Origin of the sequence: Streptomyces rectiviolaceus (assembly GCF_039533825.1) — a bacterium.
In the GTDB taxonomy this organism is placed as follows: Bacteria; Actinomycetota; Actinomycetes; order Streptomycetales; family Streptomycetaceae; genus Streptomyces; species Streptomyces rectiviolaceus.
In genome coordinates this window covers 180,256-205,954 of sequence record NZ_BAAAUG010000069.1, presented here as the reverse complement: position 1 = coordinate 205,954, position 25,699 = coordinate 180,256, and the positions used below count along the sequence as shown (strand labels likewise).

Annotated in this window: 28 protein-coding genes and 1 pseudogene; 17 read left to right on the top strand and 12 right to left on the bottom strand. The window is 69.0% G+C overall.

Translation table 11 applies throughout. The annotated features are described in order from the left end of the window. Positions 1-16 precede the first annotated feature (16 nt). The 3 genes from ABD378_RS20595 to ABD378_RS20585 all read left to right on the top strand — a co-directional run bounded on the left by ABD378_RS20595 (position 17) and on the right by ABD378_RS20585 (position 3,114). On the top strand, positions 17-1,072 hold the full coding sequence (locus tag ABD378_RS20595; protein WP_344522392.1) for an aldo/keto reductase: 1,056 nt from the start codon (positions 17-19) through the stop codon (positions 1,070-1,072). A 78-nt stretch (positions 1,073-1,150) separates the two neighbouring features. Next, positions 1,151-2,155 carry an NADP-dependent oxidoreductase gene (locus ABD378_RS20590; RefSeq protein ID WP_344522391.1) on the top strand — a complete coding sequence of 335 codons (1,005 nt, stop codon included), beginning with the start codon at positions 1,151-1,153 and terminating at the stop codon, positions 2,153-2,155. A gap of 155 nt (positions 2,156-2,310) precedes the next feature. Then, positions 2,311-3,114: an alpha/beta fold hydrolase gene (locus tag ABD378_RS20585; RefSeq protein ID WP_344522390.1), complete on the top strand. Its 804-nt coding sequence runs from the start codon at positions 2,311-2,313 to the stop codon at positions 3,112-3,114. A gap of 35 nt (positions 3,115-3,149) precedes the next feature. Here the strand turns inward: ABD378_RS20585 and ABD378_RS20580 are convergent, their stop codons facing one another. Further along, positions 3,150-3,770 carry a TetR/AcrR family transcriptional regulator gene (locus tag ABD378_RS20580; protein ID WP_344522389.1) on the bottom strand — a complete coding sequence of 207 codons (621 nt, stop codon included), beginning with the start codon at positions 3,768-3,770 and terminating at the stop codon, positions 3,150-3,152. Positions 3,771-3,840: 70 nt separating this feature from the next. Between ABD378_RS20580 and ABD378_RS20575 the strand changes: the two genes are divergently transcribed. Continuing rightward, entirely contained in the window at positions 3,841-4,734 is an 894-nt protein-coding gene (locus tag ABD378_RS20575; protein ID WP_344522388.1) for an NADP-dependent oxidoreductase, read from the top strand. A 93-nt stretch (positions 4,735-4,827) separates the two neighbouring features. Here ABD378_RS20575 and ABD378_RS20570 read toward each other — a convergent pair whose 3' ends face one another. Further along, entirely contained in the window at positions 4,828-5,277 is a 450-nt protein-coding gene (locus ABD378_RS20570) for a carboxymuconolactone decarboxylase family protein (protein ID WP_344522387.1), read from the bottom strand. A 112-nt stretch (positions 5,278-5,389) separates the two neighbouring features. On the opposite strand from ABD378_RS20570, the gene ABD378_RS20565 reads away from it, so the two are divergent. Beyond that, on the top strand, positions 5,390-6,268 hold the full coding sequence (locus ABD378_RS20565) for a sigma-70 family RNA polymerase sigma factor (protein ID WP_344522434.1): 879 nt from the start codon (positions 5,390-5,392) through the stop codon (positions 6,266-6,268). A 91-nt stretch (positions 6,269-6,359) separates the two neighbouring features. Here ABD378_RS20565 and ABD378_RS20560 read toward each other — a convergent pair whose 3' ends face one another. Further along, positions 6,360-6,596 (bottom strand): hypothetical protein, encoded by a 237-nt coding sequence (locus tag ABD378_RS20560; protein WP_344522386.1) that lies wholly within the window; start codon positions 6,594-6,596, stop codon positions 6,360-6,362. 402 nt (positions 6,597-6,998) lie between these two features. Between ABD378_RS20560 and ABD378_RS20555 the strand changes: the two genes are divergently transcribed. Continuing rightward, positions 6,999-8,153, top strand: a complete 1,155-nt coding sequence (locus ABD378_RS20555) for a serine hydrolase domain-containing protein (RefSeq protein WP_344522385.1) — start codon at positions 6,999-7,001, stop codon at positions 8,151-8,153. A 6-nt stretch (positions 8,154-8,159) separates the two neighbouring features. On the opposite strand, the gene ABD378_RS20550 is transcribed toward ABD378_RS20555, so the two are convergent. Then, positions 8,160-8,807, bottom strand: coding sequence for a class I SAM-dependent DNA methyltransferase (locus ABD378_RS20550; protein WP_344522384.1), 648 nt, complete (start codon positions 8,805-8,807; stop codon positions 8,160-8,162). A 269-nt stretch (positions 8,808-9,076) separates the two neighbouring features. On the opposite strand from ABD378_RS20550, the gene ABD378_RS20545 reads away from it, so the two are divergent. Both ABD378_RS20545 and ABD378_RS20540 read left to right on the top strand, forming a co-directional pair. Then, complete coding sequence (locus ABD378_RS20545; protein ID WP_344522433.1) at positions 9,077-9,421, top strand: hypothetical protein; 345 nt, start codon at positions 9,077-9,079, stop codon at positions 9,419-9,421. 274 nt (positions 9,422-9,695) lie between these two features. Beyond that, a complete protein-coding gene (locus ABD378_RS20540) occupies positions 9,696-10,274 on the top strand; it encodes a DUF5994 family protein (RefSeq protein WP_344522383.1) in 579 nt (192 codons plus the stop codon). 72 nt (positions 10,275-10,346) lie between these two features. On the opposite strand, the gene ABD378_RS20535 is transcribed toward ABD378_RS20540, so the two are convergent. The 4 genes from ABD378_RS20535 to ABD378_RS20520 all read right to left on the bottom strand — a co-directional run bounded on the left by ABD378_RS20535 (position 10,347) and on the right by ABD378_RS20520 (position 13,592). Continuing rightward, positions 10,347-10,745 carry a DUF5994 family protein gene (locus tag ABD378_RS20535; RefSeq protein ID WP_344522382.1) on the bottom strand — a complete coding sequence of 133 codons (399 nt, stop codon included), beginning with the start codon at positions 10,743-10,745 and terminating at the stop codon, positions 10,347-10,349. A 41-nt stretch (positions 10,746-10,786) separates the two neighbouring features. After that, positions 10,787-11,803, bottom strand: coding sequence for an acyl-CoA desaturase (locus ABD378_RS20530; RefSeq protein WP_344522381.1), 1,017 nt, complete (start codon positions 11,801-11,803; stop codon positions 10,787-10,789). Between the two features lie 400 nt (positions 11,804-12,203). Continuing rightward, a complete protein-coding gene (locus ABD378_RS20525) occupies positions 12,204-12,683 on the bottom strand; it encodes a hypothetical protein (RefSeq protein WP_344522380.1) in 480 nt (159 codons plus the stop codon). 66 nt (positions 12,684-12,749) lie between these two features. After that, entirely contained in the window at positions 12,750-13,592 is an 843-nt protein-coding gene (locus tag ABD378_RS20520) for an SAM-dependent methyltransferase (RefSeq protein ID WP_344522379.1), read from the bottom strand. A gap of 280 nt (positions 13,593-13,872) precedes the next feature. Between ABD378_RS20520 and ABD378_RS20515 the strand changes: the two genes are divergently transcribed. Further along, positions 13,873-14,124, top strand: coding sequence for a hypothetical protein (locus ABD378_RS20515; RefSeq protein ID WP_344522378.1), 252 nt, complete (start codon positions 13,873-13,875; stop codon positions 14,122-14,124). Between the two features lie 58 nt (positions 14,125-14,182). Here ABD378_RS20515 and ABD378_RS20510 read toward each other — a convergent pair whose 3' ends face one another. After that, positions 14,183-14,623, bottom strand: a complete 441-nt coding sequence (locus ABD378_RS20510) for a hypothetical protein (RefSeq protein ID WP_344522377.1) — start codon at positions 14,621-14,623, stop codon at positions 14,183-14,185. Between the two features lie 398 nt (positions 14,624-15,021). On the opposite strand from ABD378_RS20510, the gene ABD378_RS20505 reads away from it, so the two are divergent. Both ABD378_RS20505 and ABD378_RS20500 read left to right on the top strand, forming a co-directional pair. Further along, complete coding sequence (locus ABD378_RS20505; protein WP_344522432.1) at positions 15,022-16,545, top strand: MFS transporter; 1,524 nt, start codon at positions 15,022-15,024, stop codon at positions 16,543-16,545. A gap of 22 nt (positions 16,546-16,567) precedes the next feature. Beyond that, positions 16,568-17,117: pseudogene (locus ABD378_RS20500) on the top strand (TetR/AcrR family transcriptional regulator). Between the two features lie 46 nt (positions 17,118-17,163). On the opposite strand, the gene ABD378_RS20495 reads toward ABD378_RS20500, so the two are convergent. From ABD378_RS20495 to ABD378_RS20485, 3 genes are all read right to left on the bottom strand, one after another. Further along, positions 17,164-17,541, bottom strand: a complete 378-nt coding sequence (locus tag ABD378_RS20495) for a VOC family protein (RefSeq protein ID WP_344522376.1) — start codon at positions 17,539-17,541, stop codon at positions 17,164-17,166. A gap of 203 nt (positions 17,542-17,744) precedes the next feature. Further along, positions 17,745-18,836 (bottom strand): peptidoglycan-binding domain-containing protein, encoded by a 1,092-nt coding sequence (locus ABD378_RS20490; RefSeq protein WP_344522375.1) that lies wholly within the window; start codon positions 18,834-18,836, stop codon positions 17,745-17,747. Between the two features lie 235 nt (positions 18,837-19,071). Then, positions 19,072-19,998, bottom strand: a complete 927-nt coding sequence (locus tag ABD378_RS20485) for a LysR family transcriptional regulator (RefSeq protein WP_344522374.1) — start codon at positions 19,996-19,998, stop codon at positions 19,072-19,074. Between the two features lie 108 nt (positions 19,999-20,106). Here ABD378_RS20485 and ABD378_RS20480 point away from each other — a divergent pair, with 108 nt between their 5' ends. From ABD378_RS20480 to ABD378_RS20455, 6 genes are all read left to right on the top strand, one after another. Beyond that, a complete protein-coding gene (locus tag ABD378_RS20480) occupies positions 20,107-21,618 on the top strand; it encodes an aminotransferase class I/II-fold pyridoxal phosphate-dependent enzyme (RefSeq protein WP_344522373.1) in 1,512 nt (503 codons plus the stop codon). Positions 21,619-21,770: 152 nt separating this feature from the next. Further along, the gene (locus ABD378_RS20475) at positions 21,771-21,995 is read left to right on the top strand and encodes a hypothetical protein (protein ID WP_344522372.1); all 225 of its coding nucleotides are present in this window, start codon (positions 21,771-21,773) and stop codon (positions 21,993-21,995) included. A 355-nt stretch (positions 21,996-22,350) separates the two neighbouring features. Then, positions 22,351-22,854, top strand: coding sequence for a hypothetical protein (locus tag ABD378_RS20470; RefSeq protein ID WP_344522371.1), 504 nt, complete (start codon positions 22,351-22,353; stop codon positions 22,852-22,854). Next, a complete protein-coding gene (locus ABD378_RS20465; RefSeq protein WP_344522370.1) occupies positions 22,851-24,122 on the top strand; it encodes a sensor histidine kinase in 1,272 nt (423 codons plus the stop codon). Before ABD378_RS20470 ends, ABD378_RS20465 begins: the two co-directional genes overlap by 4 nt. A 123-nt stretch (positions 24,123-24,245) precedes the next feature. Further along, on the top strand, positions 24,246-24,401 hold the full coding sequence (locus ABD378_RS20460; protein ID WP_344522369.1) for a hypothetical protein: 156 nt from the start codon (positions 24,246-24,248) through the stop codon (positions 24,399-24,401). Positions 24,402-24,620: 219 nt separating this feature from the next. After that, entirely contained in the window at positions 24,621-25,283 is a 663-nt protein-coding gene (locus tag ABD378_RS20455) for a phosphoribosyltransferase (protein ID WP_344522368.1), read from the top strand. The last annotated feature ends 416 nt before the right edge of the window (positions 25,284-25,699 follow it).

The following is a 25,699-nucleotide window of genomic DNA, read 5'->3' as shown; positions in this document are numbered from 1 at the left end:
GGAGTAAGGACCCCTGATGCGTTACACGACCTTCGGACACCGGACGGGATTGCGCGTGTCCGAGTACGCGCTCGGCACGGCGAACTTCGGCACCCGCTGGGGGGCCGGCGCCGAGCCGGACGAGGCCCGCCGCATCTTCGACCGCTTCGCCGAAGCGGGCGGCAACTTCCTCGACACCGCGGACGCCTACCAGTTCGGCCAGTCGGAAGAGCTGACGGGGAAGTTCGTCTCCGCCGACCGGGATCACTTCGTCCTGGCCACCAAGTTCACCCTCGGGGCCGCGCCGCAGCCAGGCATCTCCACGACGGGCAACAGCCGCAAGAACATGGTTGCATCGGTGGAGGCCGGCCTGAAGCGTCTGGGCACCGACTACATCGACCTGCTCTGGGTGCACTTTCCAGACCAGCTCACCCCCATGGAAGAGATCCTGCGCGGGCTCGACGACCTGGTCAGCTCAGGGAAGATCCACCATGTCGGCCTGTCCAACTTCCCCGCCTGGCGGGTCTCCAGGGCCGTGACCCTCGCGGACCTGAAGAACTGGGCGCCCATCGTGGGCATTCAGTACGAGTACAGCCTCGTCGAGCGGAGCGCCGACCGTGAGTTGCTGCCGATGACCGAGAGCCTCGGACTCGGCGCCGCGCTGTGGTCTCCGCTCGGCGGCGGATTGCTCACCGGCAAGTACCGGCGCAGCAGCGAGGGGCGCCTGAGCGACCTGGGAGCGGTCATCCACACGGAGAGCACCGATCAGAAGACCGCCGTCGTCGACACCGTGCTGGCCGTCGCCGAGGAGGCCGGCGTGACGCCGGTCCAGGTGTCGGTCGCCTGGGTGCGGGAGCGCGCCGCCCGCTCGGCGGCCTCGCTGGTGCCCATCATCGGGCCGCGCGACCTCGCCCAGCTCGACGGCTACCTGAGCGCTCTCGACGTTCAGCTGACACCCGAGCAGTTCGCCCGCTTGTCCGACGCCAGCGCGGTGCCGCTCGGCGTTCCCCACGAAGGGATCGCCGCCTCCCTGAACGGCGTCCAGGGAGGCGACGCCGCCCGCGTCGTCGCCCCGGCCGCCCCGGTGGCCTGACGCCACAGCGTCTCGTTCCGGGACAAGCCCAGGACGAACTGAGATCCCGTCCCTCGCGGACGAGGAACGGAGAAGACGATGAAGACCTTCATGATCGAGCGGTACGGCGATCGGCCCGGCGTGCGGCCCGGTGAGATGCCTGCCCCGCAGGTGGGCGCCGACGACGTCCTGGTCCGCATCCACGCGGCGAGCGTCAACCCGCTGGACCTCCGGCTCCGCGACGGGGCCTTCAAGGCCTTCATGCCGTACCGTCTCCCGCTCGTCCTGGGCAACGACCTCGCCGGTGTGGTGGTCGAGGTGGGATCGGCTGTCACTCGGTACGCGGTGGGCGATGAGGTCTATGCGCGGCCTGACAAGGACCGCATCGGCACGTTCGCCGAACTCATCGCCGTTCACCAGGATGACGTGGCGATCAAACCGGCCACGCTCACCATGGAGGAGGCCGCGTCTCTTCCCCTGGTCGCTCTGACCGCGTGGCAGGCACTGGTCGAGCGGGCACAGGTGCGGCCGGGTCAGAAGGTCCTGATCCACGCGGGCTCCGGCGGCGTCGGCACCATCGCCATCCAGCTGGCGAAGCAGCTGGGCGCGCAGGTCGCCACTACCGCGAGCACCACCAAGGTCGACCTGGTGAAGGAGCTCGGCGCGGATGTCGTCGTCGACTACAAGAAGCAGGCTTTCGAGACGGTCCTTGACGGCTACGACGTCGTCTTGGACACCCTTGGCGGCGAGACACTGGAGAAGTCCCTGCAGGTGCTCAAGCCCGGCGGGAAGGTCATCAGCGTCGCAGGGCCTCCTGACGCGGCCTTCGCCCGTGAGCTGGGGGCGAACCTGATCGTCCGGCTGGTGATGAACGCGCTGAGCTTCAAGATCCGGCGCAGCGCCAAGCGTCGCAACGTGACGTACTCGTTCCTGTTCATGAAGGCAAGCGGAGACCAGTTGCGTGAACTCACGCCGCTCATCGAGGCCGGGAAGATCCGTCCTGTCGTCGACAGCGTCTTCCCGTTCGATGAGACCCGACAGGCCCTGGAGTACGTGGAGCAGGGCCGCGCAAAGGCCGGAAAGGTCGTCGTCACGATGACGTGAGGGCGAGCGAGGGCAGCCCCCCAGCCCCTCCACCCTCAGGCAACGAGAAGATTCCGCATCCCCACCATCCCTAGGACCCGGTCATGAGCGCACCGCGGAGTTCCCCCAACCCCACCCCCACCCCGTCGTCGTATCAGAGCGCACCGACCCGTTCCGTGTCTGTGAACGGAGTGGACTTCGTCTACCGGCAGCTCGGTCCGCAGGAAGGCGTACCGCTGGTTCTCCTCCACCACCTGGCCGCGGTCCTGGACAACTGGGATCCACGCGTCATCGACGGACTCGCCGCCCGACGCCAAGTGATCACCTTCGACAACCGCGGAGTCGGCGCGTCACATGGTTCGACGCCCGACACGATCGAGGCGATGGCCCACGACGCGGTGCTGTTCATCCGGGCCCTCGGGTCCGACCAGGTCGACCTGCTCGGCCTGTCGATGGGCGGCTTCATCGCCCAGGTCGTCGCGGCACAGGAACCGCGTCTCGTACGCAAGATCATCCTCGCGGGCACGGGCCCCGCCGGAGGCCCCGGCATCGACAAGGTCACGGCACTCACCGTCCGAGACACGCTGAAGGGCGCCCTGACCCGTCAGGATCCCAAGCAGTTCCTCTTCTTCACCGACACCGAGGGCGGCCGACGGGCAGGGCGTGCCTTCCTGGAACGGCTGAAGGAGCGCACGCACGACCGCGACAGAGCCATCTCGCTGTCGTCGTTCCGCGCCCAGCTGAAGGCCATCCACCGCTGGGGCCTCAAGGAGCCGGAAGACCTCTCGCGCATTCACCATCCGACCCTGGTGGCAAACGGTGAGAGCGACCGGATGGTGCCCAGCGAAAACACGCTCGACCTGGCCGCACGGCTGCCCCAGGGCGAACTTGTGCCCCTCTACCCCGACGCCGGACACGGCGGGATCTTCCAGTACCACGACGAATTCGTCGCAAAGGCCCTTGAATTTCTCGAAGCCTAGCCAGGCGGGGGAGCAGACCTTCGGCGAGCAGTCTGTCAGCCCTGGGTGTCCCGGTCGTCACCCGTTGCGGGCAGCGGCGGAGTTGGGCGGGTTGCCTCCCAGGCCGCCTCGATCATCGGGAAGATCTCGTCCACCGCGGCGTCCGGATCGGCCGCCTCGCGGGCCAGCGAATAGGCGTCGATCACGAACCTCGCGATCGTCCCGCAGGCCGTTGCGGTCCGTGACAGGTCGGGATCGGCGGCGATGGCCGTTGCCAGGGACTCCGCATGGCGCAGCCTCATCGACTCCTCGTACTTCCGCAGGGCGGGTGATTCGTCGATCATGCGCCAGATCGGGGCGGCGCTGTCCGCCGTGCAATGTCGCACCAGGGCCTGGATCTCGTGGCGCAGCGCCGGGATGAGCGGCTCGTGCGGTGCCCGGTCGACGACTGCCTGCGTGAGGCGTTGCTCGAAGTCCGCGTCCTGCTCGAACACCAGGGCCTCTTTCGAGGCGAAGTGGGAGAAGAGCGTGGTGACGGCCACGTCGGCCTCGGTGGCCACGTCACGGATACCCACCGCGTCGTACCCGCGTTCCAGGAAGAGCCGCAGGGCGGTGTCGGCGATCTTCTGGCGGGTCGCGGCTTTCTTGCGTTCACGGCGTCCGGTCGGCACGGTCATGCCCTGACACTATCAAGTGCAAAGCTGTAACCGTTCTTAAACCCTAACCGTTAGTGTTACGGTCGGCCGCATGAAGACAGTGAACTTCGCCGAGTTCGGCGGTCCTGACGTACTGCAACTCATAGACGCCGAGGAGCCCCACGCGGGCCCCGGCCAGATCCGTATCGCCGTGCGAGCGGCGGGCGTGAACCCCGTCGACTGGAGGATCCGTGAAGGGCAGGTCCTGGGGGCCCATCCGATCGAGCTGCCCGCCGGAGTCGGCCTTGACGCCTCGGGGGTGGTGGACGAGGTCGGCGAGGGCGTGGAAGGGGTCGAGGTCGGCGACCACGTGTTCGGCGAAGGCTCGAGCACCTATGCCGAGTTCGCCGTACTGTCGGCCTGGGCCCGTATGCCCGAGGGGCTGACGTTCGAAGAAGCGGCCGGATACCCCTCGGTCGTGGAGACCGCGCTGCGCATCATCCGCGAGGTCGGTGTGCAGCCCGGGCAGACGCTGCTGGTCAGCGGTGCGTCCGGGGGAGTGGGGTCGGCGGTGCTGCAGATCGCCCGCGACCGCGGGATCACGGTGATCGGCACGGCCGGAGCCGCGAACCAGGACTATCTGCGGAGCCTGGGCGCCCTCGCAGCGACGTACGGCGAGGGCTGGGTCGAGCGGGTGCGCCAGATCGGCCATGTCGACGCGGCTCTCGATCTGGCCGGGTCAGGCGTGATCCGCGAGCTGGTCGAGCTGACCGGGGACCCGCAGAAGGTGATCTCCATCGCCGACCTCGCTGCGCCGGAACTCGGTGTCCGCTTCTCCGGCGTGGCCGGGAGCGTGCCCGAAGCGCTCGCAGAGGCCGCCGACCTCATCTCGCGGGGAAAGCTCCACATCCCGGTCGAGAAGTCGTACACGCTCGCCGAGGCCTCGGCGGCACACATCGACAGCCAAGCCGGTCACACGCGCGGGCGCCGGGTCATGGTCGTCTGAGCCGTTTTCCGCGCAGGTGCACGGCACCGGCAAGCTGAGTTCCCTGGCGGCGGCGAGGCTCCTCGTCCCCTCCCGCCGCCAGGCCCGCCCGGCTCACCAGGTCTTGCCGGCCTGCTCCCGGAGCGTGCGGTTGATCCGGTTGAAGAAGTTGGTCATCGCGATCTCCAGGATGATCGCGCCCAGTTGCTCCTCGCTGAAGTGGTCGGCGGCGGCGTCCCAGATCTCGTCGGTCACGCCCGGCGCGCCGTCCTGGAGCCGGGTGGCGGCCTCGGCCAGGGCGAGGGCCGCCCGCTCCTCCTCTGTGTAGAAGGGCGTATCGCGCCACGCGACGACGTTGTGCAGCCGCTCGTCCGTCTCACCGGCCTTCTTCGCCGACTCGATCGAGGCGAAAATGCACGGGCTGCAGCCGTTGATCTGGCTGGTACGCAGATGGACCAGCGACAGCAGGTGTTTGTCGACGCCCCCGGAGTGAAGCGCCTTGTAGAGGTACTGAATTGCTGTGATCACGTCGGGGTTTGCCGGGCTTGTCATGCGTGCTTCCATCGGTCCTGCTCCTTCATCGGTGGCTCATCGGTTACCTGCGCCCCTTGGGGCCCGTCATCACCCATGACGGAGCAGAGCCGAGGAAGGTAACAACATGTCTGACACCAGCCCGATGGCCCCGACGGACCCGATGGACCCGGTGGCCGAGGCGTTCGAGTCCCAGCGCGACCGGCTGCGCGCGGTCGCCTACCGCATGCTCGGATCGCACGCCGACGCGGAGGACGTGGTCCAGGAGGCCTGGCTGCGCCTCTCCCGCCAGGACACGGCGACCATCCACAACCTCGCCGGCTGGCTGACCACGGTGGTCGGCCGGATCAGCCTCGATGCCCTGCGATCACGCCAGGCCCGCCCGGAGGCGTCGTACGACGACGGTCTGTCCGAGCTCGTGGTGACACTCGACGACGGTCCTGCTCCCGAGGACGACGCGGTGCTCGCCGACTCGGTCGGGCTCGCGCTGCTCGTCGTCCTGGAATCGCTGGGGCCGAGCGAGCGGTTGGCGTTCGTGCTGCACGACCTGTTCGCGGTGCCGTTCGACGAGATAGGCCAGATCCTCGGAAAGTCCACCGCCGCCGCCAAGATGCTCGCAAGCCGCGCCCGCAGGAAGGTGCGGGCGATCGAGCGGCCGTCCGCCGTCGGACGGGAGCAGCGAGAGGTGGTGCAGGCCTTCCTGACGGCGGCTCGCGGCGGTGACTTCGAGGAGTTGCTGCGGGTACTGGACCCCGAGGTGAAACTGAGCGTCGACACCCCGTCCGGTGTAGTCGTCACCCTCGGCGCCACCAAGATCGCAGCCGGTGCGCAACTGTCCGCCAGCGCGGCTACACAGGGGCGGGCGGTGCTCGTCAACGGCCTCCCGGGGGTCATGTCCTGGCGCGAGGACGGCGCCCCGCTCTCGGTCCTCGCGTTCACCGTCGTCGATGGCCGGATCACCGACATCGCGGTCGTGATCGACCCGGCCAAGCTCGCGCTGATGGACCTGCCGGAGATGGCGTGAGTGCCCGCCGGGGCAGGTCGCCCGGCCCTGGTGAACACGTCAGTTGGGATGATCTCCAGAGGTTTCGGAGGTCTGCGCTGTGCCTGTCGACTCACCGTCCGCGGTGGGCAGCGGGGTCCCAGACTCGGTGGCAGGCACGGCACTCCAGGTAGCCGTTGAGCCGGTCGTCGCTGACGACGGTGGTCACCCGGAAGCCGCCGCAGCCAGGACAGTTGCGACCCGTGCGGTTGGCCCAGCGGAACGTAGGGCCGGATGAAGCCAGCATGTAGACGATGCCGACGATCAGGGCCAGCAAGGCGAGCAGCAGAATGGCGCCCAGCGCGGACACGGAACCCCCGATGCCTGAAGTGACCGATCCGCACTGCGCCGACCGGCTTGCGTCCGGCACTCCGGACGCGGGCGAGCGTTCAAACAGCTGGCCCGTGTGTCCGATTGCCGGTGAACGATCCTAATCCCGCTCCACGACTGATCAGCCGAGCTGTGGCGCGCAGAGCCTCGCTCCGGTTCCGTCGCACGACGTGACGCTCCCAAGCCCGGTGGCGACGCATCTGCTCTCTGTTCCTCTCTTCGTAGCTCACGATGAGTGCCCCGCCCCACGTTGTCGACCACGACGAAGCCGCGGTCGGTCCCTCTGCCCTAGCTTCCGGTCATCCGGTTCGAGGAACAGGCAACCGCGGTGCCGCGCGGTACGGCCGTTGCCGCCGATCGCAGCAACCGAAAGGGGCAGCAGATGGCAGGGAGCACAGCACGGTTGGGCGCAGTGGGTCTGGCGGCAGCGGCGGCCTTGACCGTCGCTTCGTTCTCCTCACCCGCAGCGGCCGGTGTCGGCGTGGGACATGCTCAGACCCAGGAGGCCTTGGACGCCGCGGTCAAGGACGGGGTGCCCGGAGCCACCGGACAGGTCGATGACCGGTACTCGATCTGGACAGGCACTGCGGGCGTCGGGGACCTCAAGTCGGGCGCGCCGCGCTCAGCGGTCGACCGCTACCGGATCGGCAGCATGACCAAGACCTTCGTGGCCACCGTGCTGCTCCAGTTGGAGGCGGAAGGCAGACTCGGCCTCGACGACAAGGTCGACACGTGGCTGCCCGGCGTGGTTCAGGGCAACGGACACGACGGCCGCCGGATATCCGTGCGGCAGCTGCTCAACCACACCAGCGGGATCTTCAGTTACACCGCCGACCCGGAGTTCCTGGAGCGGGGCTTCACCGAGAAGTTCCTGGATCACCGCTACGACACCTACACGCCCGCTGAGTTGGTGGGCATCGCCATGCGCCACAAGCCGCTCTTCGACCCGGGCGCGGGCTGGAGCTACTCGAACACCAACTACACGCTGGCCGGAATGATCATCGAGAAGGTCTCGGGCCACGCGTACGAGGACGAGATCGGGCGGCGCATCGTCAAGCCCCTTGGCCTGTACGCCACTTCCGTCCCGCGCACCGCATCGTCGATGCCGAAGCCGAGCTCCCGTGCGTACTCCAAGCTCTCCCTGGCGCCGAAGCCGACGGACCCGACCCATGACGTCACCGAGCTCAATCCGTCGGCCGCAGGTTCGGCGGGCGCGATGATCTCCGGTTCCGGTGACCTGAACCGCTTCTACTCGGCTCTGCTTGGCGGCAGGCTGCTGCCCGCGGAGCAGCTCAGGGAAATGAAGACCACCGTCCCGGTCAGCGGGGCCGGTCTGATCACGGGCTACGGGCTGGGGCTGATGAAGTTCGAGCCGTCCTGCGGCGTTTCGGTCTGGGGACACGGCGGCAACATCCAGGGCTCGGCGTCCCAGGCCGTGACCACGCCGGACGGCAAGCACTCCCTCTCCGTCAACTTCAACGGCGACTGGGCGGGGAACAGCCAGGCCGTCATCGAGGCGGAGTACTGCCCGAAGTAGACAGGTCTACGCCTTGCAGGCGAGGAGCTGGACCTCTTGGAACTGCCGCTGGTCGGTGGGCTTCGGCTCGATCACCGTGCGGGCCGTCTCAGCCAATCCGTGGTCGCGCAGGAGCGCGGCGAAACGGTCGGGCGACCAGCGGTAGGCCGTTGCCACCGCATGGTCGTAGGCCTGCGTCTCGTGCTGAGGGCCGTCGGTGGCGGGGAAGTCGATCAACAGGTGCCCGCCGGGTGCCAGGACCCGGGCGATGTCGGCCAGGACGGCGGGCACGTCCTGCGGCGGGGTGTGGATGACGGACCACCGTGAGAGCACCCCGCCCAGCGCGCCGTCCTCGATGTCCAGCGCGGCCATCGAGCCGACCTCGAACCGAAGCCCGGGGTAGGCCTCGCGAGCGAGCCCGACCATCATGGGGGAGGTGTCGACACCAAAGGCGTTCAGGCCCAACCCGCGCAAGTGAGCTGTGACGTACCCCGGCCCACAGCCGAGGTCCGCGACCTCGCCGTCGCCATTTGCCCGTACCAGCTCCGCGAAGGCGCTCAGAAGGGCGCGCTCCAGGGGACGGTCACGCAGAGAGTCGTGGAACAGCTCCGCGTAGGTGGGAGCGATGGCGTCGTAGGCCTCACGGGTGGCATGCAAGGCGGGGAGTTCGGTCATCCGGAGACCGTAGCGGGTGGAGGATGCGTGCGACCGGCCAGGGCCTCGGCGACGTCTCCACCCTCAGCCTGAGGCAACAGCGCTCCGTGCACCGCGCCGCGCAACTACGCTGGGTCCTACAACCGCCGCGTGTCGCACTTGGTTCGCGCGCCTTCATCGATGACTTCGAACCCCTCGTCGGCCCGGGTTCCTGACCGGCGCACAGCTCATCGGCCAGTCGGCCCGTTCTCAGTCCGCCGACACGACGTACAGGAAAGTGACACACGATGATGTACGACCAGGCACGTGCTCAGCAGGCTCCGGACAAACTCCGGGGCTCCACCGAACGCCGCGCCACGGGCCCGGAGCCGCTACTCCCGTCGGACGAACGAGACCGGCTCGCCCAGCGACTCCAAGAGGCCCTCAACAACTTCCCCGACAGCCCGCTCGAGGCGCTGGAAGAGGCTGAGGGCATCTTCGATGAAGCCATCACCCAGCTCAAGACCGCTCTCACAGAACGACAGCGCGCCCTCCACGAGGGCTGGCAGGACCATGACCCCGAAACACAGTCGAACGAACTCCGGCATGCGATGAGGGAGTACCGAGAGATCACACAGCGGCTGCTGCGCACCTGAGCGGGGCTCGCTGACGGGAACGGCGCCCTTCGGCTAGCGGCTGGTACGACGACCGCATCGTGCCCCTGCCCTCCCGTAGGTCACGGCCGCCGGGCGGCCCGGGGGCAATGACTCGTAACCCGCACCTCGGCGCCGTCCGTTCTCATCTCCGGGGGAGTAGCCTCAAACCATCGAGAGTCTTTCGCGCACCGGCTTCCACGTCGGTGTCATTCTCGGCGAGTGACGACACCGAGCCGGGCCCCGTGAGGCACCGGTCCGGAGACAGGTTCGCGCAATGCCCGCGACCACCGACCGACCCCCGCTGCGGATCGTGCCCTTCAGGGCCCCGACCGTCCGCCTCGCGCTGAAGCCCGTGAACTCCCCCCGAGGGCACCTGGACGGCGCCTGGTGGCCCCGCACCCGAGACTTGGCGCAGGAACTCTCCACTCTGGCCGACGTGTTGGATCCCTTGTGGGGACGGATCACCCGCATCGCCGTCAACCCTATGCACTGGCCGGTCGTCCCGCGGGAAATACCCGTCAACGGCCATGTGGTGAAGGTCGGTTGGTTCACGACGGAGCTGGACCCCCACAAGATCATGCTGCTGTCCTACACCGCGGGCCGTTGGGACCTGATGGTGATACCGCCCGAGAGCAGCGCCCCGGCAGCCGCCCGCCTGATGGCCGCGGCGAGCGAGAGCCCCGGCCTTCCGGCAACCGCGAGCAGGCTGATAGCTGCGGAACAAGCCCTCCACGGCGGCTCAGCGGCTGACCGGGGGCCGGTTGCCGAGGAGGACGAGGCGCGCGACGGTGGCGGCTTCCCGTCATCGCCGGCCCTCGTGGCCCTGCCGAGCCACCTGGCCATGGAGGTGTGAGCCTTGTGCTCACCCCTCCGGCACTGACGCTGGCAGCGGACGGATCCCGACTCTCCGGGCACAGCCGCTTGATCAGGTGGTGCCACCCGCTGCGGCGGCCATGAGGGGCTCGGCGGTGTCCTGCGGAGTGTCGGGCGGTACGACCAGGAGGTCCCAACGCCCCCGGTTGGGGGCCAGCAGGCAGATCGTGTGCGGGGCGGAGAGGGAGGTGGACCTGTGCAGGCGCACGACCTGGTCGAGCACGAGCATCCGGCCGGGTGCCAGGGTCCAGGCCGCCCCGTTGACCGTGACGCTGGTGATGCGCCCCCACGCCCGCGGCAGCCCGGCGAGCAGCAGCGGGAGCTCCGTCGGCAGGTCGTACGAGGAAGGCCACCACGCACCGTCGATGGGGTGCGGCAGGGAGCCAGGGGACGCGAGACGCAGGCGTAGGAGGGGCCGTGAGGGGAGCGAGGGCTGCAGCGTGGTGGCCATGAGAGCTCCTGTCGGCTGCCGTACGGGATGAGCGGGCGGATTCATGCGCGGCGGGAGGCGACGCGATCGGGGGTGGGCCAGCGCACGTCGTGCACCCAGCCGAGGCGTTCGAGGAGACGGATGACGGCGGCCGAGGGGTCGAGCTGGCCGCGGTCGACGCCGTGGCGCGCGCTGGTGGGGTCGGCATGGTGGAGGTTGTGCCAGCTCTCGCCGAAGGAGAGCAGGGCCAGCGGCCACAGATTGGTGGCGCGGTCGTGGCGCCGGGTGCGGAACGGCCGGTCCCCGATCACATGGCACAGGGAGTTCACGCTCCACGTGACGTGGTGAAGCAGCGCGATGCGCACGAATCCCGCCCACAGCAAGGCCGTCAGCGCGTGCACCCAGGTGCCGCCGATGGCCCAGCCCGCAGCGAACGGCAGCGCGAGGGTGAGGACGCACAGGGCGGGGAAGGCGCGGGAGACGGCGCGGATGTCGCGATCGGCGAGCAGATCGGGGGCGTAACGCTCGGCGGGCGTGGTGTCGTTGCGGAACAGCCAGCCGACGTGCGCGTGCAGCAGACCGCGCAGTTGGCCGCGCAGGTGGGTGCCGTAGCGGTACGGGGAGTGCGGATCTCCCGGCCGGTCCGTGAAGGCGTGGTGGCGGCGGTGGGTCGCGACCCAGCCGATGACGTCCCCCTGGAAGCTCATCGACCCGGCCACCGCGAGGGCGATGCGCACCGGCCGGACCGCACGGAAACCGCCGTGGGTGAGGCCGCGATGGAAGCCGACCGTGACGCCGAGGCCCGTGACCGCGTAGAGGCCGAGGGCGAGCAGCACGTCAGCGGGATGGATGAGGCTTCCCCACAGCTGCCAGACGGCCAGTCCCAGCGCCAGGAAGGGAGCAAGGACGATCACCGCCGTCACGGTTACGTACAGCCGCTCGCCACCGCTGCGCGGAGCGGTCGGCTCTTGTGAGGGGAATGGCCTAGCTCCGTCGTACTCCGGATCGGGCGGGTCGGTGTTCGACGGTACGGCCGTCGAAGGGGAATGGGCCGTGGACGTGGTGGAACTGGCCGGCATTTGGAACTCCTTGACCTCGGTGCGATGGCGCGGCCGGGGTCTCGGGCTGCTCCTGCGTGAGCGGGTGGCGCGTGAACAAGGGACGTTCAGGTGGTCTCGTTCGGGGAGCGGGCAATCTGGGCTTCGACATGGCCGGACACCGGCGACCCGAGAGGGCCTTCGGCGGGAACGGGTGTGGATGATCGCTCGGCCATGGGGCGGAACCTGCCTCGGGCGCGACGGCCCCGGTGTCATGGAACCGCGAGGCCTGGACCAACCTGAGCGCCAGCATGCGAAAGGTCCCCGCTGCGTCCAGCGTACTCCTGTGCGCCCGAACGAGCGGAACGGAAGCGGTCCTGCTTCCAGTTACGGGTCTGCCACTGGGGGGTGATGACCTCCCACTGGCCCTGCGGGCCGGTGGTCATTCGAACCCGAGGGGGCCGATGCCCAGATCCTCACGCATGCGGCTGCGCATCTCAGCCATGGCCGTGCGGCGCTGTTGGATGAAGGCCGAGTCCTCGGCGGAGCCGACGGCCACCCCGCGGGCATAGGCGTCGCGTATCCGGCGCAGGCTGTGAAACGCCTCGTTCCCGGCCGCGACAACGAGCGGCGGGCCCACTAGCCAGAGTTGCTCGCTTGCCGTGTGCAATCCGGTCCCGCGGAAGGCTTCGCGCACCGCCGCGTCACGCGCCGACTCGGACATGTGATCGCCCAGGGCGACAGCCCGTATCTCTTCCCCCGCGTCCTTGAGGGCGGAGGCGTATTCGGTGTACGCGGCGCGCCGCACTTCCAGAGTGTGTCGCGCTTCCTCGCGCCGCCACCGGTTGCGATCGGCGATCAGGGTGGCGGCGATGCCGATAGCGGCACCTGCCAGCGTGGAGAGCAGAGGCATCCAGTCCATGCGCCGCATGCTGTCGCAACCACTGCCGCGGCACCAGCGGCCCTCACCACATGCCAGGCGGGCATGTTATGGGCGTCGGCAGTGGAAAATGCCCCAGCTGGTCAGGCCTTGGCGACAGGCTTCCACCCAGAGCGGCAGGTTGTTCAGGAGGCCTTCCAGGTACGCCGGACTGATGAGGTCTGTCAGCTCGCGGGCTCGCTGCTGTGTCTCCTCGGTGAGGCGCAGGTAGTGGGTGAGCATCTGGTCGCTGCGGTCGTCGAAGTCGATCGACGTCAGTCCGAGGTCGGTGAGCTGTTGCCGGTAGAAGGCGGGGGTGGCGAAGTCGTCGACCTCGAGCCGGGCGATGACATCCCGTAGCGCTTTGGGCGGGGCGTTGTCGGCTGCCATCAAATCGGTGAAGACCAGATGTCCCTGTGGCGTGAGGACGCGGGCAGCCTCGGCGAGGAGTCCCTCGCGGTCGCCGCTGTGGCAGAAGGCCTCCTGTGACCAGACGACGTCGAAGTGCCCGTCCGGACAAGGGATGTCCTGGAAGGACCCGGTGACGACTTCGATTTGGGCATCAAGGCCACGCTCGGCATTGGTCCTGCGATGGCGTTCGTTCTGCGCTTCGCTGATGTTGAGGGCCACGACCCGGCAGCCGAATGTCGAGGCCAGATAGCGGGCGGGACCGCCGTAGCCGGAGCCGAGGTCGAGCACCCTGGATCCGGGACCGAGGCTGTCGGCGACCTTCGTGGCGGCCAGTTCGACCGTGCGCCGCGAGGCGACAGCGACCGGCTCGTGGGGATGGGTGTAGACGCCGGTGTGGATGTCCTCGCCGCCCCACACCGTGTCGTAGAAGGCGTCGACATCACTTGTGCCGTAATAGCGCGCCGCCGCTGCAGAAGCCCTGCCTGCACCGTCAAGACTCATCACTGCCCGGCCTCCCGTGTCGGAACTCTGCCGCCGTGGCCGGCGTAGAGGACTCATGGCGACGCTATCCGGGCCCGCGGAAGAATTCAGGAGCGCCGAACAAGCCACCGAGTCCGAGCGGAAGGCGCGGTCTGGGCGGTCTGTGCGGTCTGCGCGGGCTGCGCGGCGGAAGTCTTGTCCGACAAGTACATGGCCCCGATCGAGGGGGCATGCTCACTCGATTCGGGGTCATCGGCGAGCGTGGGCGTGCCGCCGGTGGGCCGGCCCGTGTTGCAGTGACATGGACAGCACTTCCACCACGACCGGGTGTCTCCTGGACCAGGAGGGGCGCGATCCGTCGTACGCCGAACTCGCCGATGCGTACGGGACGAACCCGCCGATCTACTCCACCTTGGTGGCCGAGTGGTGGGCCAGGGGGCGGATGGTGCCCGGCTGGCACGATGCGCAGTGGACTGCCCTCACCGCCCCGCCCAGCGCCGGGAGACGCGACGACGTGGACGCCGGGGCCGACGCGGGGCGGGGGAACGCGTGACCATCTCACGGGCCGGTGCGGATCCCGTCAGTTGACGAATCCGCACCGACGGGCGTGATCACTCCGGCCTTCCGCCGGTGTCCGGGGCGCCCGTCCCGTGCGGGTCGAGCCGGCCGCGACGGGTCTCGATCCCGATGACGGTGGCCAACTTGCCGGGGTCGTGGGGCGCGGCGGGTTCGAGGAGGGCGGCGAGTATCCCGGTGGCCTGTTGGAGCGCCAGCTCCACGGCGGCGGGGGCGAACAGGGTGCCGCTGCCGTCGGGAGGAACGAGCCACCGCAGGGGGCCCGTTGCCCGATGGGGAGCCGGTACGGCAATCCACGCGTCCTTGCCCGCGTAACGGATGTCGGAGCCGACCCAGCGACTTTCGGGATCCGGGGGCAGGAAGAAGCCCACCCGATGGGCGGCGAAGTCCGCAAGCGTGGGGCCGGGCTCCTGCAGCGGGGTGCGCAACAGAACGTCCAGGGCGAAAAGGCCCAGCTCCTCCGGCACACTCAGCACATCCCAAAACCGTCCGGACGACAGCACCGCGGTCCCGTTCTCCGCGTGCCATGCCCTTTTGCACGCCCGCGGGTCCGTCGCAGCGGCGGCAAGCCACTCCACTGCCTGTCTCGCGTGACTTCTCATGGCTCTCCTCCGCGTCGGCTGATGTCCTGCTGCCAGATCTGACCCCCTCGACAGACCGCAAGAATGCGCGAATTCCAATGTTCTGGCCCGATTCGCATGCTCATGTTGGTAGATATTTCTACCTGGCGGAAGAGGTGGCGCGGCGTGGCGTTTTCCCGCGGCGCATCCATCAGCCGGGCCGTCGGTGAGATGTGACTGCCGCTGTCCGAGCGGGGCCCGGTCGCGCATCACCTTCGTAACTATACCTTTCGTAAGGTACAGTTACGAAGGTGATGTTGACGGAGAAGTATCCGGGGACGGTTCTGAGTGCGAGGCGGCGCTGGCTGCTGCTGACGGTGGTGAGCGCGGGGCTCCTGCTGATCACGCTGGACAACTCCATCCTGTACGCGGCATTGCCGACGCTGGTGGAAGATCTCGGTGCGAGCAGTTCCGAGGGCTTGTGGATCATCAACGCCTATCCGGTGGTGATGGCCGGGCTGCTGCTGGGCAGCGGAACGCTGGGTGACCGGGTGGGACACCGGCGGATGTTCCTGATCGGCCTGGTGGTCTTTGGAGTCGCGTCACTGGCTGCCTCGTTCTCGCCGACTCCGGAGGCCTTGATCGCGGCTCGGGCGTTCCTGGCCGTCGGTGCGGCGGCGATGATGCCCGCGACGCTCGCCCTGATCCGCATCACGTTCGACGACGAACGCGAGCGCAATGTCGCCATCGCGATCTGGGGAAGCCTGGCGATCGTGGGCAGCGCGCTGGGCCCCATCGTCAGCGGGCTCCTGCTGCAGAGCTTCTGGTGGGGATCGGTCTTCCTCGTCAACGTCCCTGTCGTCATCGCGGCGCTGGTCGCCACGCTGGTCCTCGCGCCGCCCAACGACGCGGACCCCGGCAAGCGGTGGGATCTGGTCTCCTCGCTCCTCGCGCTCGTCGCCCTGGTCGGCCTCGTGATCGCGATCAAGGAGACAGCGAAGACCGACCCCGCGCCGCTGGTCATCGCCGCCGGCGCCCTCGCTGCGGCTCTCGGCGGGTGGGCCTTCGCGCGGCGCCAGAGCCGCCTGCCCTACCCCCTGCTGGACTTCGCGATCTTCCGCAACCGGGCGTTCCTCGCCGGAGTCCTGGCCGCAGGGTTCTCCATGTTCGCCATCGCCGGTATCCAGCTGATCACCACGCAGCGATTCCAGCTCGTGGAAGGCTTCACCCCGCTGCGCGCAGGCCTCCTGGTCGCCGCCGTCGCCTTGGGGGCGCTGCCGACGGCCATGGTCGGCGGTGCCAGCCTGCACAGGGTCGGCCTGCTGCCCATCGTCGCGGGCGGCCTCGCCCTCAGTACGGTCGGCTCCGTGCTGGTCCTGCTGAACTTCGACACCCACATGGGGCTGCTCGTCACCGGGCTGCTCATCGCAGGCGCCGGTCTGGGAGCGGCCATGTCGGTGGCCTCCAGCGCGATCATGGGCAACGTACCGGCCCGCCGGGCCGGTATGGCGTCCTCCGTGGAGGAGGTGTCCTACGAGTTCGGCAGCCTCATCGCGGTCGCGCTGCTCGGCAGTCTCATGACCGCCGTCTACACCGCCACCCTTGACCTGCCCGCCGGAGTCCCGGACTCCGCGCGCGACAGCCTCGATGCCGCGCTCGCACTGGCGGGGGAGGACAACCAGGCATTGATCACCGCAGCGTCGGACGCGTTCGACGGCGCCTACTTCGCCGTGATGATCGTGGTCACCGCCGTCATGGCCGTCGGCGCGGTCGTGACCGGCCTCTTGCTGCGCCGCCACGGCCCCGGATCGGCTCTGTCCACCCCCACACACCACTGACACCCCCGGCCCGGGAGCACCCATGAGAACCAGCAAGCGAACCCAGATCCTCGAAGCCGCCGCCCGCGTCGTGGAACGCGAAGGCGTCAAGAGCGTCACCTTCGACTCCGTCGCCGCCGAGTCCGGTCTGACCAAGGGCGGACTCCTCTACCACTTCGCCTCCCGCGAAGACCTCGTCCAGGCCATCCACCAGCACCTCGCCGACCAGTGGGAATCGGACATGTCGGCGGGGGGAGGGANNNNCCACCTCTGCCGAACGGCTCACCGCCTACGCCCGCGTCGCCACCCAGAGCGCCACACGGGCCGAGCTGCTTTTCATGCTCGAAGGATCGACGACCCCGGGGCACGCGGCCCCCTGGGACGCGGTGATGGAGCGGTGGGCTCCATCCCCGGCCACAAACCCTGACGACCCCGCCGCGCTCGATCAGTTCATCGCCCGCCTCGCAGCCGACGGCCTGTGGCTGTACGAATCCCTCACTGCGGAACGACTGGACCCGGAGCTGCGGCAGGCCGTCGCCGAACGCATCGCCGGCACGCTCAGCCGCGACGACGGCACCAGGCCACTCCGCTAGTCCCTCCGCTCTCGGGAAGGGGGCGACGGCCTCCGGCGGTCAGCTCTCAATGACGAACCAGGCAGAACGGATGCCCTGCCGGATCGGCATAGATACGCCAACTCCGCCCGTCGGAACCGTCGTCCAAGGTCGTTGCTCCCCGCGCCAGCACCTGCTCCTGGGCTCGGTCCAGGTCCGCTACACCGAAATCCAGATGGAACTGCTGGGGCCGGGCCGGGTCGGCCCACAGCGGCGGCTGGTACTCCGCTGCCCGCTGGAAGGCGAGGACGAGACCGGACGGCGTGTGCAGTGTGGCCCAGCCATCGCCAAGTGCCCACCGTTTGTCCTGCTGGTTGACGGTCCCACCGAGCAGCGACTGGTAGAACGCGGCAAGTTCCGCCGGGTCCGAGCAGTCCAGCACCACGCATTGCAAGTCAGCGATCATGCGCAGATCCTAAGTGGCCGCCACAGTGCCGCGGCCATCGATGGCAGGAGGGCCTTCCCGGCGTTCGCGTACGTCAGTTGTGACGGCCCGGGGCGACACGATCTCGAGCGACCTCGCAGCCGACCACGTACAGCGACGGCTCCTTCCCGCTGCGGGCGCAGTGGGAAGGAGCCGTCGGTGGCCGGACGCAGGGACCCCTCGTGTCAGCGGGTGCCGAGCAGGGCGCGCCAGGTGTTCGGGCCGATGACGCCGTCGACCTGCAAGTCGTGGTTCTTCTGGAAGGCGACCGCCGCCGACTTCGTCCTCGAGCCGAACTTGCCGTCGACCGCGAGGCTGTAGCCGTAGACCTTCAGCTGCGTCTGCGCTGCCTTCACCGCCTGGCCGGACGAGCCGGACTGCACCGTCTTGATCAGCTTGGACCAGGTGTTCGGGCCGATGACGCCGTCAGCGGCCAGGGACCGGGACTTCTGGAACTTGATCGCCGCCGAGCGGGTCTTCGGGCCGAAGACGCCGTCGGCCTCGACCGTGTAGCCCCGCGCGGTCAGCAACTGCTGGGCGGACCGCACGTCCGCACCCTTGGAACCGCTCTGAAGGATCGGCCAGGAGACACCCGGGGACGGGAGCTGCCCGCCACCGCCGCCCCCCAGCTTGACCGGGCGGAAGGGGTCGTAGTTGTCACTGCCGATCCCGTACTTGAGCTGCCGGTGGGTCGTGCCGTACGTACCGCGCTGCTCGTACGCCCAGTAGGCGCTGTGCGACGTGTTGGCCCACTTCTCGAAGATCACTACGTGGCGGAAATCGCCGTCAGTGGTGCTGTAGTCGATCAGCAGGTCACCCTTCTTCAGCTGACTCATGCCGCTGAGCCGCTTGGTGACGCCGTTCTGCGAGTCGGCGAGACCGACGGTGTTCAGGCCGGGCTTCCCAAGGCCGAGCGCCATGGAGACATAGCCGGAGCAGTCCTGGCGGTAGCCGTCCTTCCAGTTGCGCTCCATGCTGTAGGGGACCGGGCCGCCGTTGTTGGCCGTGAGCCAGGTACGGGCCCGGTTGATCATCGTGTCCCGCGAGAGCGTGGCCGTGGCCGTGGTCGACAGCTCGCTGCCCTGGGTGACGAGCTTGCTGTCGGCCTCGGGCTCGGGCCCGTAGTCGGTCGCCTTCTGGGCGGCGACCTTCGTCGGCTCCGAGGAAGTGCTGTCGGTGAGCGACGGTACGACGGCGATTGCGGCCGCGACACCTCCGGCGGCGACGCCTATGAGAGTGACCTGTGCGCGGCGCGTGAGCCGGCTGCGAAGAGACATGATTCCCCCGATTTCCTTTAGTTGTGGCATGCCGATCCCCATGGGCCGAGCAGGGATTGGCGTGCTTGTCGTTCATCGGGTGCCGCTTGCGGCCCCTGACGGGTCATCACGATGGCAAGGATTGCCGCCCGGGCCCAGCGCTGTATGGAAGCCGCATCAGTCAGTGACGTGACCCCGACAATGTTCCGGATGTGCGACCGATCTCGTCACGGCCGGTCGTTCTTCCGAAGGAGGCTCAGTGCCGGGGCGCTTCGTCCCAGGATTGCTGGATGCGCTCAGCCTCGGCACGCAGCACTGTGAGCAACTGCCCGGCACTTGGGGCGGCGGTTGCCGGCAACATCGCCACGGCGATCTGCCGTGCCAAGGGCGGACCCGCCACCGGCCTCACGACAATGCCTGGGCGCGGAGGGCTCAGGCCCAGTCGAGGCGCCAGAGCGACGCCGATACCGGCCGCGACGAATCCCTGCATTACGGCGTAGTCGTCAGTCCGCATGCCATGTACGGGCTCGAAGCCGTGCTGTCCACATGCCCAGGAGAGGACCCGGTCGCAGGGGTCCCAGTCCGTCGTCCCCATGATCCATTTCTCTGAGCGGAGCGCTTCAAGCGGCACCTCCTTCTGGGCGGCCTGTGGGTGGTCCGCGGGCAGCACAAGCAGCAGCGGGTCCTCGAGCAACGGCTGCAGCGCGAACTCTTCGTCCAGATCGAGGCGTTCGCCTGGTTGGGAGAAGACGAGGGATGCGTGCAACTCGCGCGAGCGCAGGCCTTCCAGGAGCTCGGGCAGTTCACCCTCGGTGAGCGAGACCAGGACGCCGGAGTCGTGCATCTGCCGTACGGCCGGCGGCAGCAGGAGCGCACCTGCCGTCGGGAATGTGCCGATCCGCAGGGTGGACGTGCCGAGTGCCACGACATCGCGGACTTCCCGCTCGGCCAGCAGAATCCGCTCCAGTACGGCTTCGGCGTGGGGGAGCAGTGCCTCACCCACTTCTGTGAGCGTGGTACCTCGCGATCCGCGATGCACCAGCGGCGCGTCGAAGTGGGCTTCCAGGGTGGCGAGGTGATGGGCGACCGTGGGGTGGCTGTAGTGCAGCTGCCGTGCTGCGCCCGCGATCGACCCCTGCCGGGCGAGGGCACGCAGAACCTGCAGATGGCGGAGGTCGAGCACGGGAGCACCTCGCGGTAGGAATGTGGGTCTCAGCTGTAGATCAATACTGGAGATGTAGAGATAACTGCATAGTTCTCTGAAGTCCAGCCGCCTGCCAATCTCTCGTTCATGACCATGAGCACCACCCCGCTGACCAGTCACCGACGCCCGGCTGAAGCCCAGCTCGATGCCCCGTATGCCGACGCGCTCCGGGCGTACGCCGAGAAGGATTGGCTGCGCCTCAACGTTCCCGGCCATTCGGCCGACGCACACCGCTTCGGCGCACTCGCCGACCTGGTGGGGTCGGCGCCGCTGGCCCTGGACGTCCCACCGCTGCTCGAAGGGCTCGACCTGGGACCCGACAGCCCGCTGGAGCGCTCACTGGGGCTTGCGGCGCAGGCGTGGGGAGCGCGGCGCACCTGGTTCCTCACCAACGGGGCCTCGCAGGGCAACCGCATGGCCACCCTCGCCGCCCGCGGCCTTGGGGACACACTCGTGGTGCAGCGAAGTGTTCACTCGAGTGTGATCGACGGACTCGTACTGTCGGGCCTGCGTGCCGCGTTCGTACAGCCCTCCGTGGACGAAGAACTGGGCATAGCCCACGGCGTCACCGCCGAGGCGCTGGCCGCCGCACTGAGCGCCTGTCCGCGAGCTGCCGCAGCCTATGTCGTGACGCCCAGCTACTTCGGCGCCACCGCGGACGTTCAGGCACTGGCAGATGCCGCCCACCACGCGGGCGTGCCGCTCATCGTGGACGAAGCGTGGGGGGCCCACTTCGGTTTCCACCCCATGCTGCCGGACAACGCTCTGGCCCGGGGCGCGGACCTGGTCATCTCGAGCACGCACAAACTGGGGGGCAGCCTGACGCAGTCCGCCATGTTGCACCTGGCCGATGGCCCCTTTGCCGATGTGCTGGAGCCGCTGATCGACCGCGTGTTCCACATGACGCAGTCCACCAGTGCCAGCGCGCTTCTCCTCGCGTCCCTGGACACGGCACGGCAGACCCTGGTCAATGGAACCGATGCCCTGGCGCGTTCCATCGATGCCGCGGACGCCATGCGCGCAGCGATCCGTGCCGCAGGCCGATTCCGAGTGGTCAGCGACGATTTCCATGGGTTCCCCGATATCGCCGACACCGACCCTCTACGCGTCGCCATCGACGCCAGAGCGGGAGGAATCTCCGGCCACGAGGCACGCTGGCAGCTCATGAAGCACCACCAGATTCTGGTGGAGGTCGCCACGGACGCAGCGATCGTCGCTGTGGTCGGCGCCGGATCGGCTCCGGATGAGCCGCAGTTCATCGAAGCGCTGCACGCTCTCCCGTCACACCCTGATCTTCCGGGCACATCGCTCGGGCTGCGTCTGCCGCAACCGGGACCCGTCTGGATGACCACCCGGGAAGCCTTCCTCGCCCCGTCGCGTGCCGTGTCCGCCGCCGACGCGGTCGGCCGGATCTCCGCCGACACACTGTCCGCGTACCCGCCAGGCATCCCCAACGTCCTGCCGGGCGAGGTCATCACCCAGGAACTCGTCGACTTCCTTCACCACACTGTCGCTGCCCCGACGGGTCACGTACGCGGCGCGGCCGACAAGGACGTCACCACACTGCGGGTCGTGGACGGTCACACACCGGAGAGCTGATGACGACCGGCTCGCGAGCGCCCCGGCGAGGAGCTGGCGTCCGACCATCATCTCCACCGCCGGTAAGTCCGCGAAGTCCCGGACGGCGAGCCCGGCGATCAGCTGATCCCTGTCCGGATGCGCGCTCGGCCAGTCCGGATGATCCTGAATGTATGTCGGGAGACGCGCCTGTCATCGTGCACCCGCCGCTGCCGGATGGCGGACGGCGAGTAGTGATCCGCGGCAAAACTGTGGGGACGGCCTACAACCTGCTCGACGTGATCGAGTATCTACGCCGTGCGGGCTTGCCCGAGGCTGATACGACGATCGACGATCCGGAGCTGATCGACTGGGTCGGGGCCGGCCCGGATCAGTGGGGCCAGGACCCGCCCTCGTGACAGCTGCACCCCCCCCGGAAGCCTCGCCGCCGAGGTGGCATCCAGAGCAGGTGGGACGCACTCGTGCAGGGGCTGCCGTGGAACGTGCTGCGCGGGACGCCGGCAGCCGGGCGACGATGGGGCGACGGACACGGGAGGCGGTGTGGTGCGGTGCGCGGGCGTGTGGCGCGATGTCGCGCTGGCCGGGATCGGGGCCATGCTGCTCGCTGGATGCGCTGATGTGGAGGGCCTTCACCGGGATGGTCCTGCCGTCAGTATCGCGCCGCCCGCCCCACTCTGGCCAGGCACCGTGCCCTCCCCGGCCCCCACAGAGCAGCAGCGCGGTCAGCCTTCCACTGTGCCCGGAGCGCCCGCAGTGGCGTCAGGGGACATGCGGGACGCGGACCCGCTCGCTGTCATCAAGGCCGACGCCGCCGCGGCCCACCGCGAGGACCAGGGCACCAGCTGGCTGGTCGACCAGCGGGTCGCGGACCGGTTCAAGACCTGCACGGCTCTTGCTTCCTGCGGTGTACGCAAGCCGATCTTCCGCGATCTCACCGGCGACGGCCGATCCGAACTGGTCACGGCCGTGGATGTCGACGGCCGCCTGAGCGAGATGCGCGTCTATCACGCGCAGAAGGGCGGCGCGGTCGTACGGGTCCTGTCGCGCCGGGCCGTCCTGGAAGGCGTCGAGGTTGCCGCCGGACACCTCGCCATCCGCGAACCGACGTCCAATCCGTCGCTCGTCTACGTGTCTCACTACGTGTGGGACGGCAGCATGATCGCGCTGCATGAGCTCAAGCTCGACTCCTGCCGCACACTCAAGGACACCTCCACCAGCCCGTGTGCCAAGCCCTCCCCGCGGCCGGAGGCCCGATGAGTGGCCGTCTGGAGCGCCTGCGCCCGTCGTGGACGTACAGCCTGCGCTGGAAGATCGCGCTCACCATCGCCGCCGTTTCGTGCGCCGTCGCCGCGATCCTCGGTGTGCTCGTCCACAACGTGCTGACCCGGCAGCGGGTCGAGGAGGTGCGCAAGGAGGCACGCCAGCGGTTGGACTCGGCGCTGAAGGACTTCTCGTACGGGATGCAAGGGGCTGCCACAGGCCGTACGGGGCAGATCGATGAGCCGCGGCTTCCCGAGCCGTTGCGCGAGTTGGTCAAGGCAGGCGATCGCGGCGTGATGGTCGGCGACCTCGACAACAAGCCCGTCATGTGGGCGGCCGCCCCGGCCGGTGGCCACGTCCTGGCTCTCTACGTCCCCTACGAGGACACCCGCGACCACCTGCGCCAGATGGACACCGCGATCCTGGGATCCGCGGTCCTTGCCGCGGGAAGCATGGCGCTGGCCGGTACCTACATCGCCGGCCGGATCAGTCGCCGCCTCGCCGCCACCGCGGCTGTCGCCCGCCAGATCACCGAGGGGGACCTGCACGCACGCACCGGCATCGCAGCCGGAGGCAAGGGAGCCGAGCATGACGCGGTCAAAGCGGTGGGCGTCGCCCTGGACTCCATGGCGCAATCCCTGCAACAGCGCCTCGAGTCGGAGAAGAGATTCACCGCGGACGTCGCCCACGAGCTTCGTACTCCGCTCACCGGAATGCTGGCCGCCGCCGGGCTGCTGCCCGAGGGCCGTCCCAGAGAAATGATCAACGACCGCCTGGGGGCCCTGCACACCCTGACCGAGGACCTCCTGGAAATCTCTCGTCTGGACGCGGGAGTGGAGAAGCCCGAACTCGCCGAAGTCGAGCTGGGGTCCCTGGTGCACCGAGCGGTCCTCGCCACGGGCCTGGCGTGTGAGGTGCACGTCGTGCGTGATGCGCACGTCCGTACGGACCGCCGCCGCCTGGATCGCATCATTGCCAATCTCGTCGTCAACGCCCACCGGCATGGGGCGCCCCCGGTGAGTGTGCGGGTGGACGGCCCGGTCCTGGACTTCCGCGACCACGGCCCCGGTTATCCCGCGGAGCTGATTGACGACGGCCCGCAGCGCTTTCGCACCGGCGATCCCGGGAGAGGCAAGGGACAGGGCCTGGGCCTGACCATCGTGATGGGCCAAGCTCATGTACTGGGGATCGACGTGCAGTTCAGCAACCACCCACAGGGTGGCGCCCGCACCACGCTGCACTTGCCCACCAAGCCTCGCCCGTAGCGCCCGTGAACCGTGGGACGAACGTCCCCGCGTGGAAGGCCGCGGTGCGGGAACCCGGATCACGAAGGCCGACAGAAAGGCCCGGAAAGACCCGGAAAGGCCCGGGCAGAGAGGTGATGACGGATGGGTTGGGTGAAGGCAAGGGTCAGGCAGGTGCTGGGGCGTAAGAAGGAGGTCGACGGCATCGCCCTGCGCGACGAGCCCCTGCGGGCCGAAGGCGTGCACGAGAAACAGCGTGGGCGCGAAGAGGAGCAGATCCGGCGCGGAGTGCACGAGTAGGCGTCAGGTCGCAACGGTGTCCAGGCAGCGGTGCGGGTCCTGGCGAACGTCAGCACACACAGCGCCGAGTCCCGGCAGAGACGCCGCGCGCCTGAGGTGGAGCGACGTTACGTTGAGATGCAGCCGGGTCCTCGGAGGGGGGCGGGGCCGAAGGACACGAGAAGCCTCGACGGCGCTGACTCTTCGGTCCCCAGGGGGGAGAGAGGCAGACATCACGTCATGGGATTCCACAACCGCCGGGCAGCCGGCCAGGAACTCGGCCGTCGGCTCAAGGAATGGGCAGCCGGCGGCGAGCTTCCACATCTGCTCGTCCTCGCGCTGCCCCGCGGCGGTGTGCCGGTGGCGGCCGAAGTCGCCCGGGCGCTCAGCGCGCCACTGGACGTGCTCGTCGCGCGGAAGATCGGCCTCCCCGGACGGCCGGAGACGGGCATCGGCGTGATCGTGGGCGACGACCCGCCGCTCTTCGACCAGCGGGCACTGGACATGCTCGGCCTCAGTGAGGACCGTCTCGTCCAGGACGTGGCCCGTGAGCGTGAGGAGCTGAAGCGCCGAGAGCTGCTCTACCGCGGGGACCGGCCCATGCCCGACGTCAAGGACCGCGCCGTGGTTGTCGTCGACGACGGCCTGGCCACCGGCGCCACCGCACGCGCCGCTCTCCGTCATCTCCGCCGTCTGGAACCCGCCCGGCTGATCCTCGCCATCCCCGTCTGCCCTCCCGAGTCCGCCGCGGAGATGAGCTCGGAAGCCGACGACGTCGTCTGCCTCCTGCAGCCGTCCGACTTCCAGGCGGTGGGCCTCTGGTACGAGAACTTCGAGCAAGTGAGCGACGACGAGGTCATCGGGACCCTGAACGAACACAGGACCCCGACACACACCCCGTGACGGGCGACCGCTACCGCCTCTCGGACACGGCGGGATCAGCCCCTGCCCTGGACCAACCCGCTCCGCACCTTTGACTCAAACACCTCAGGAGGGACCGACCGTGACCGTCCCGCAGCCGCCTGGCAGGCCTGACCCGACGCACCCCGACCCGGTCCCGCCGAACCCCACGCCCCCGCCGTCACCTCCCGGCCCGGAACCCGGCCCTGCCCCCGGCCCAGTGCCGCCGCCCGGCCCCGACCCCGTGCCCCCCAAGCCCCCCGTCCCTGGCCCCGACCCCGTACCGCCGACGCCCGAGCCGCCCCCCCCGCGCCCTAGCACCTTCACAGCCAGGCAAGGCCGGATGGCCTCGGTGTTTCCCCGGGCGGTCGGGCGGTTACCCGGCTTCCGAACCGACGGCGGACCGACGGTCGGCTGCC

Excerpts from the sequence above, each read along its gene's own strand:
- ABD378_RS20590 (WP_344522391.1), top strand. The coding sequence starts at position 1,151 with ATGAAGACCTTCATGATCGAGCGGTACGGCGATCGGCCCGGCGTGCGG.
- ABD378_RS20495 (WP_344522376.1), bottom strand. The coding sequence starts at position 17,541 with ATGATCGCTGACTTGCAATGCGTGGTGCTGGACTGCTCGGACCCGGCG.
- ABD378_RS20570 (WP_344522387.1), bottom strand. The coding sequence starts at position 5,277 with ATGGAAGCACGCATGACAAGCCCGGCAAACCCCGACGTGATCACAGCA.
- ABD378_RS20580 (WP_344522389.1), bottom strand. The coding sequence starts at position 3,770 with ATGACCGTGCCGACCGGACGCCGTGAACGCAAGAAAGCCGCGACCCGC.
- ABD378_RS20505 (WP_344522432.1), top strand. The coding sequence starts at position 15,022 with ATGTTGACGGAGAAGTATCCGGGGACGGTTCTGAGTGCGAGGCGGCGC.
- ABD378_RS20520 (WP_344522379.1), bottom strand. The coding sequence starts at position 13,592 with ATGAGTCTTGACGGTGCAGGCAGGGCTTCTGCAGCGGCGGCGCGCTAT.
- ABD378_RS20575 (WP_344522388.1), top strand. The coding sequence starts at position 3,841 with ATGAAGACAGTGAACTTCGCCGAGTTCGGCGGTCCTGACGTACTGCAA.
- ABD378_RS20595 (WP_344522392.1), top strand. The coding sequence starts at position 17 with ATGCGTTACACGACCTTCGGACACCGGACGGGATTGCGCGTGTCCGAG.
- ABD378_RS20555 (WP_344522385.1), top strand. The coding sequence starts at position 6,999 with ATGGCAGGGAGCACAGCACGGTTGGGCGCAGTGGGTCTGGCGGCAGCG.
- ABD378_RS20530 (WP_344522381.1), bottom strand. The coding sequence starts at position 11,803 with ATGCCGGCCAGTTCCACCACGTCCACGGCCCATTCCCCTTCGACGGCC.
- ABD378_RS20465 (WP_344522370.1), top strand. The coding sequence starts at position 22,851 with ATGAGTGGCCGTCTGGAGCGCCTGCGCCCGTCGTGGACGTACAGCCTG.
- ABD378_RS20460 (WP_344522369.1), top strand. The coding sequence starts at position 24,246 with ATGGGTTGGGTGAAGGCAAGGGTCAGGCAGGTGCTGGGGCGTAAGAAG.
- ABD378_RS20540 (WP_344522383.1), top strand. The coding sequence starts at position 9,696 with ATGCCCGCGACCACCGACCGACCCCCGCTGCGGATCGTGCCCTTCAGG.
- ABD378_RS20525 (WP_344522380.1), bottom strand. The coding sequence starts at position 12,683 with ATGGACTGGATGCCTCTGCTCTCCACGCTGGCAGGTGCCGCTATCGGC.
- ABD378_RS20455 (WP_344522368.1), top strand. The coding sequence starts at position 24,621 with ATGGGATTCCACAACCGCCGGGCAGCCGGCCAGGAACTCGGCCGTCGG.
- ABD378_RS20480 (WP_344522373.1), top strand. The coding sequence starts at position 20,107 with ATGACCATGAGCACCACCCCGCTGACCAGTCACCGACGCCCGGCTGAA.
- ABD378_RS20545 (WP_344522433.1), top strand. The coding sequence starts at position 9,077 with ATGTACGACCAGGCACGTGCTCAGCAGGCTCCGGACAAACTCCGGGGC.
- ABD378_RS20490 (WP_344522375.1), bottom strand. The coding sequence starts at position 18,836 with ATGTCTCTTCGCAGCCGGCTCACGCGCCGCGCACAGGTCACTCTCATA.
- ABD378_RS20515 (WP_344522378.1), top strand. The coding sequence starts at position 13,873 with ATGGACAGCACTTCCACCACGACCGGGTGTCTCCTGGACCAGGAGGGG.
- ABD378_RS20550 (WP_344522384.1), bottom strand. The coding sequence starts at position 8,807 with ATGACCGAACTCCCCGCCTTGCATGCCACCCGTGAGGCCTACGACGCC.
- ABD378_RS20475 (WP_344522372.1), top strand. The coding sequence starts at position 21,771 with ATGTCGGGAGACGCGCCTGTCATCGTGCACCCGCCGCTGCCGGATGGC.
- ABD378_RS20565 (WP_344522434.1), top strand. The coding sequence starts at position 5,390 with ATGGCCCCGACGGACCCGATGGACCCGGTGGCCGAGGCGTTCGAGTCC.
- ABD378_RS20535 (WP_344522382.1), bottom strand. The coding sequence starts at position 10,745 with ATGGCCACCACGCTGCAGCCCTCGCTCCCCTCACGGCCCCTCCTACGC.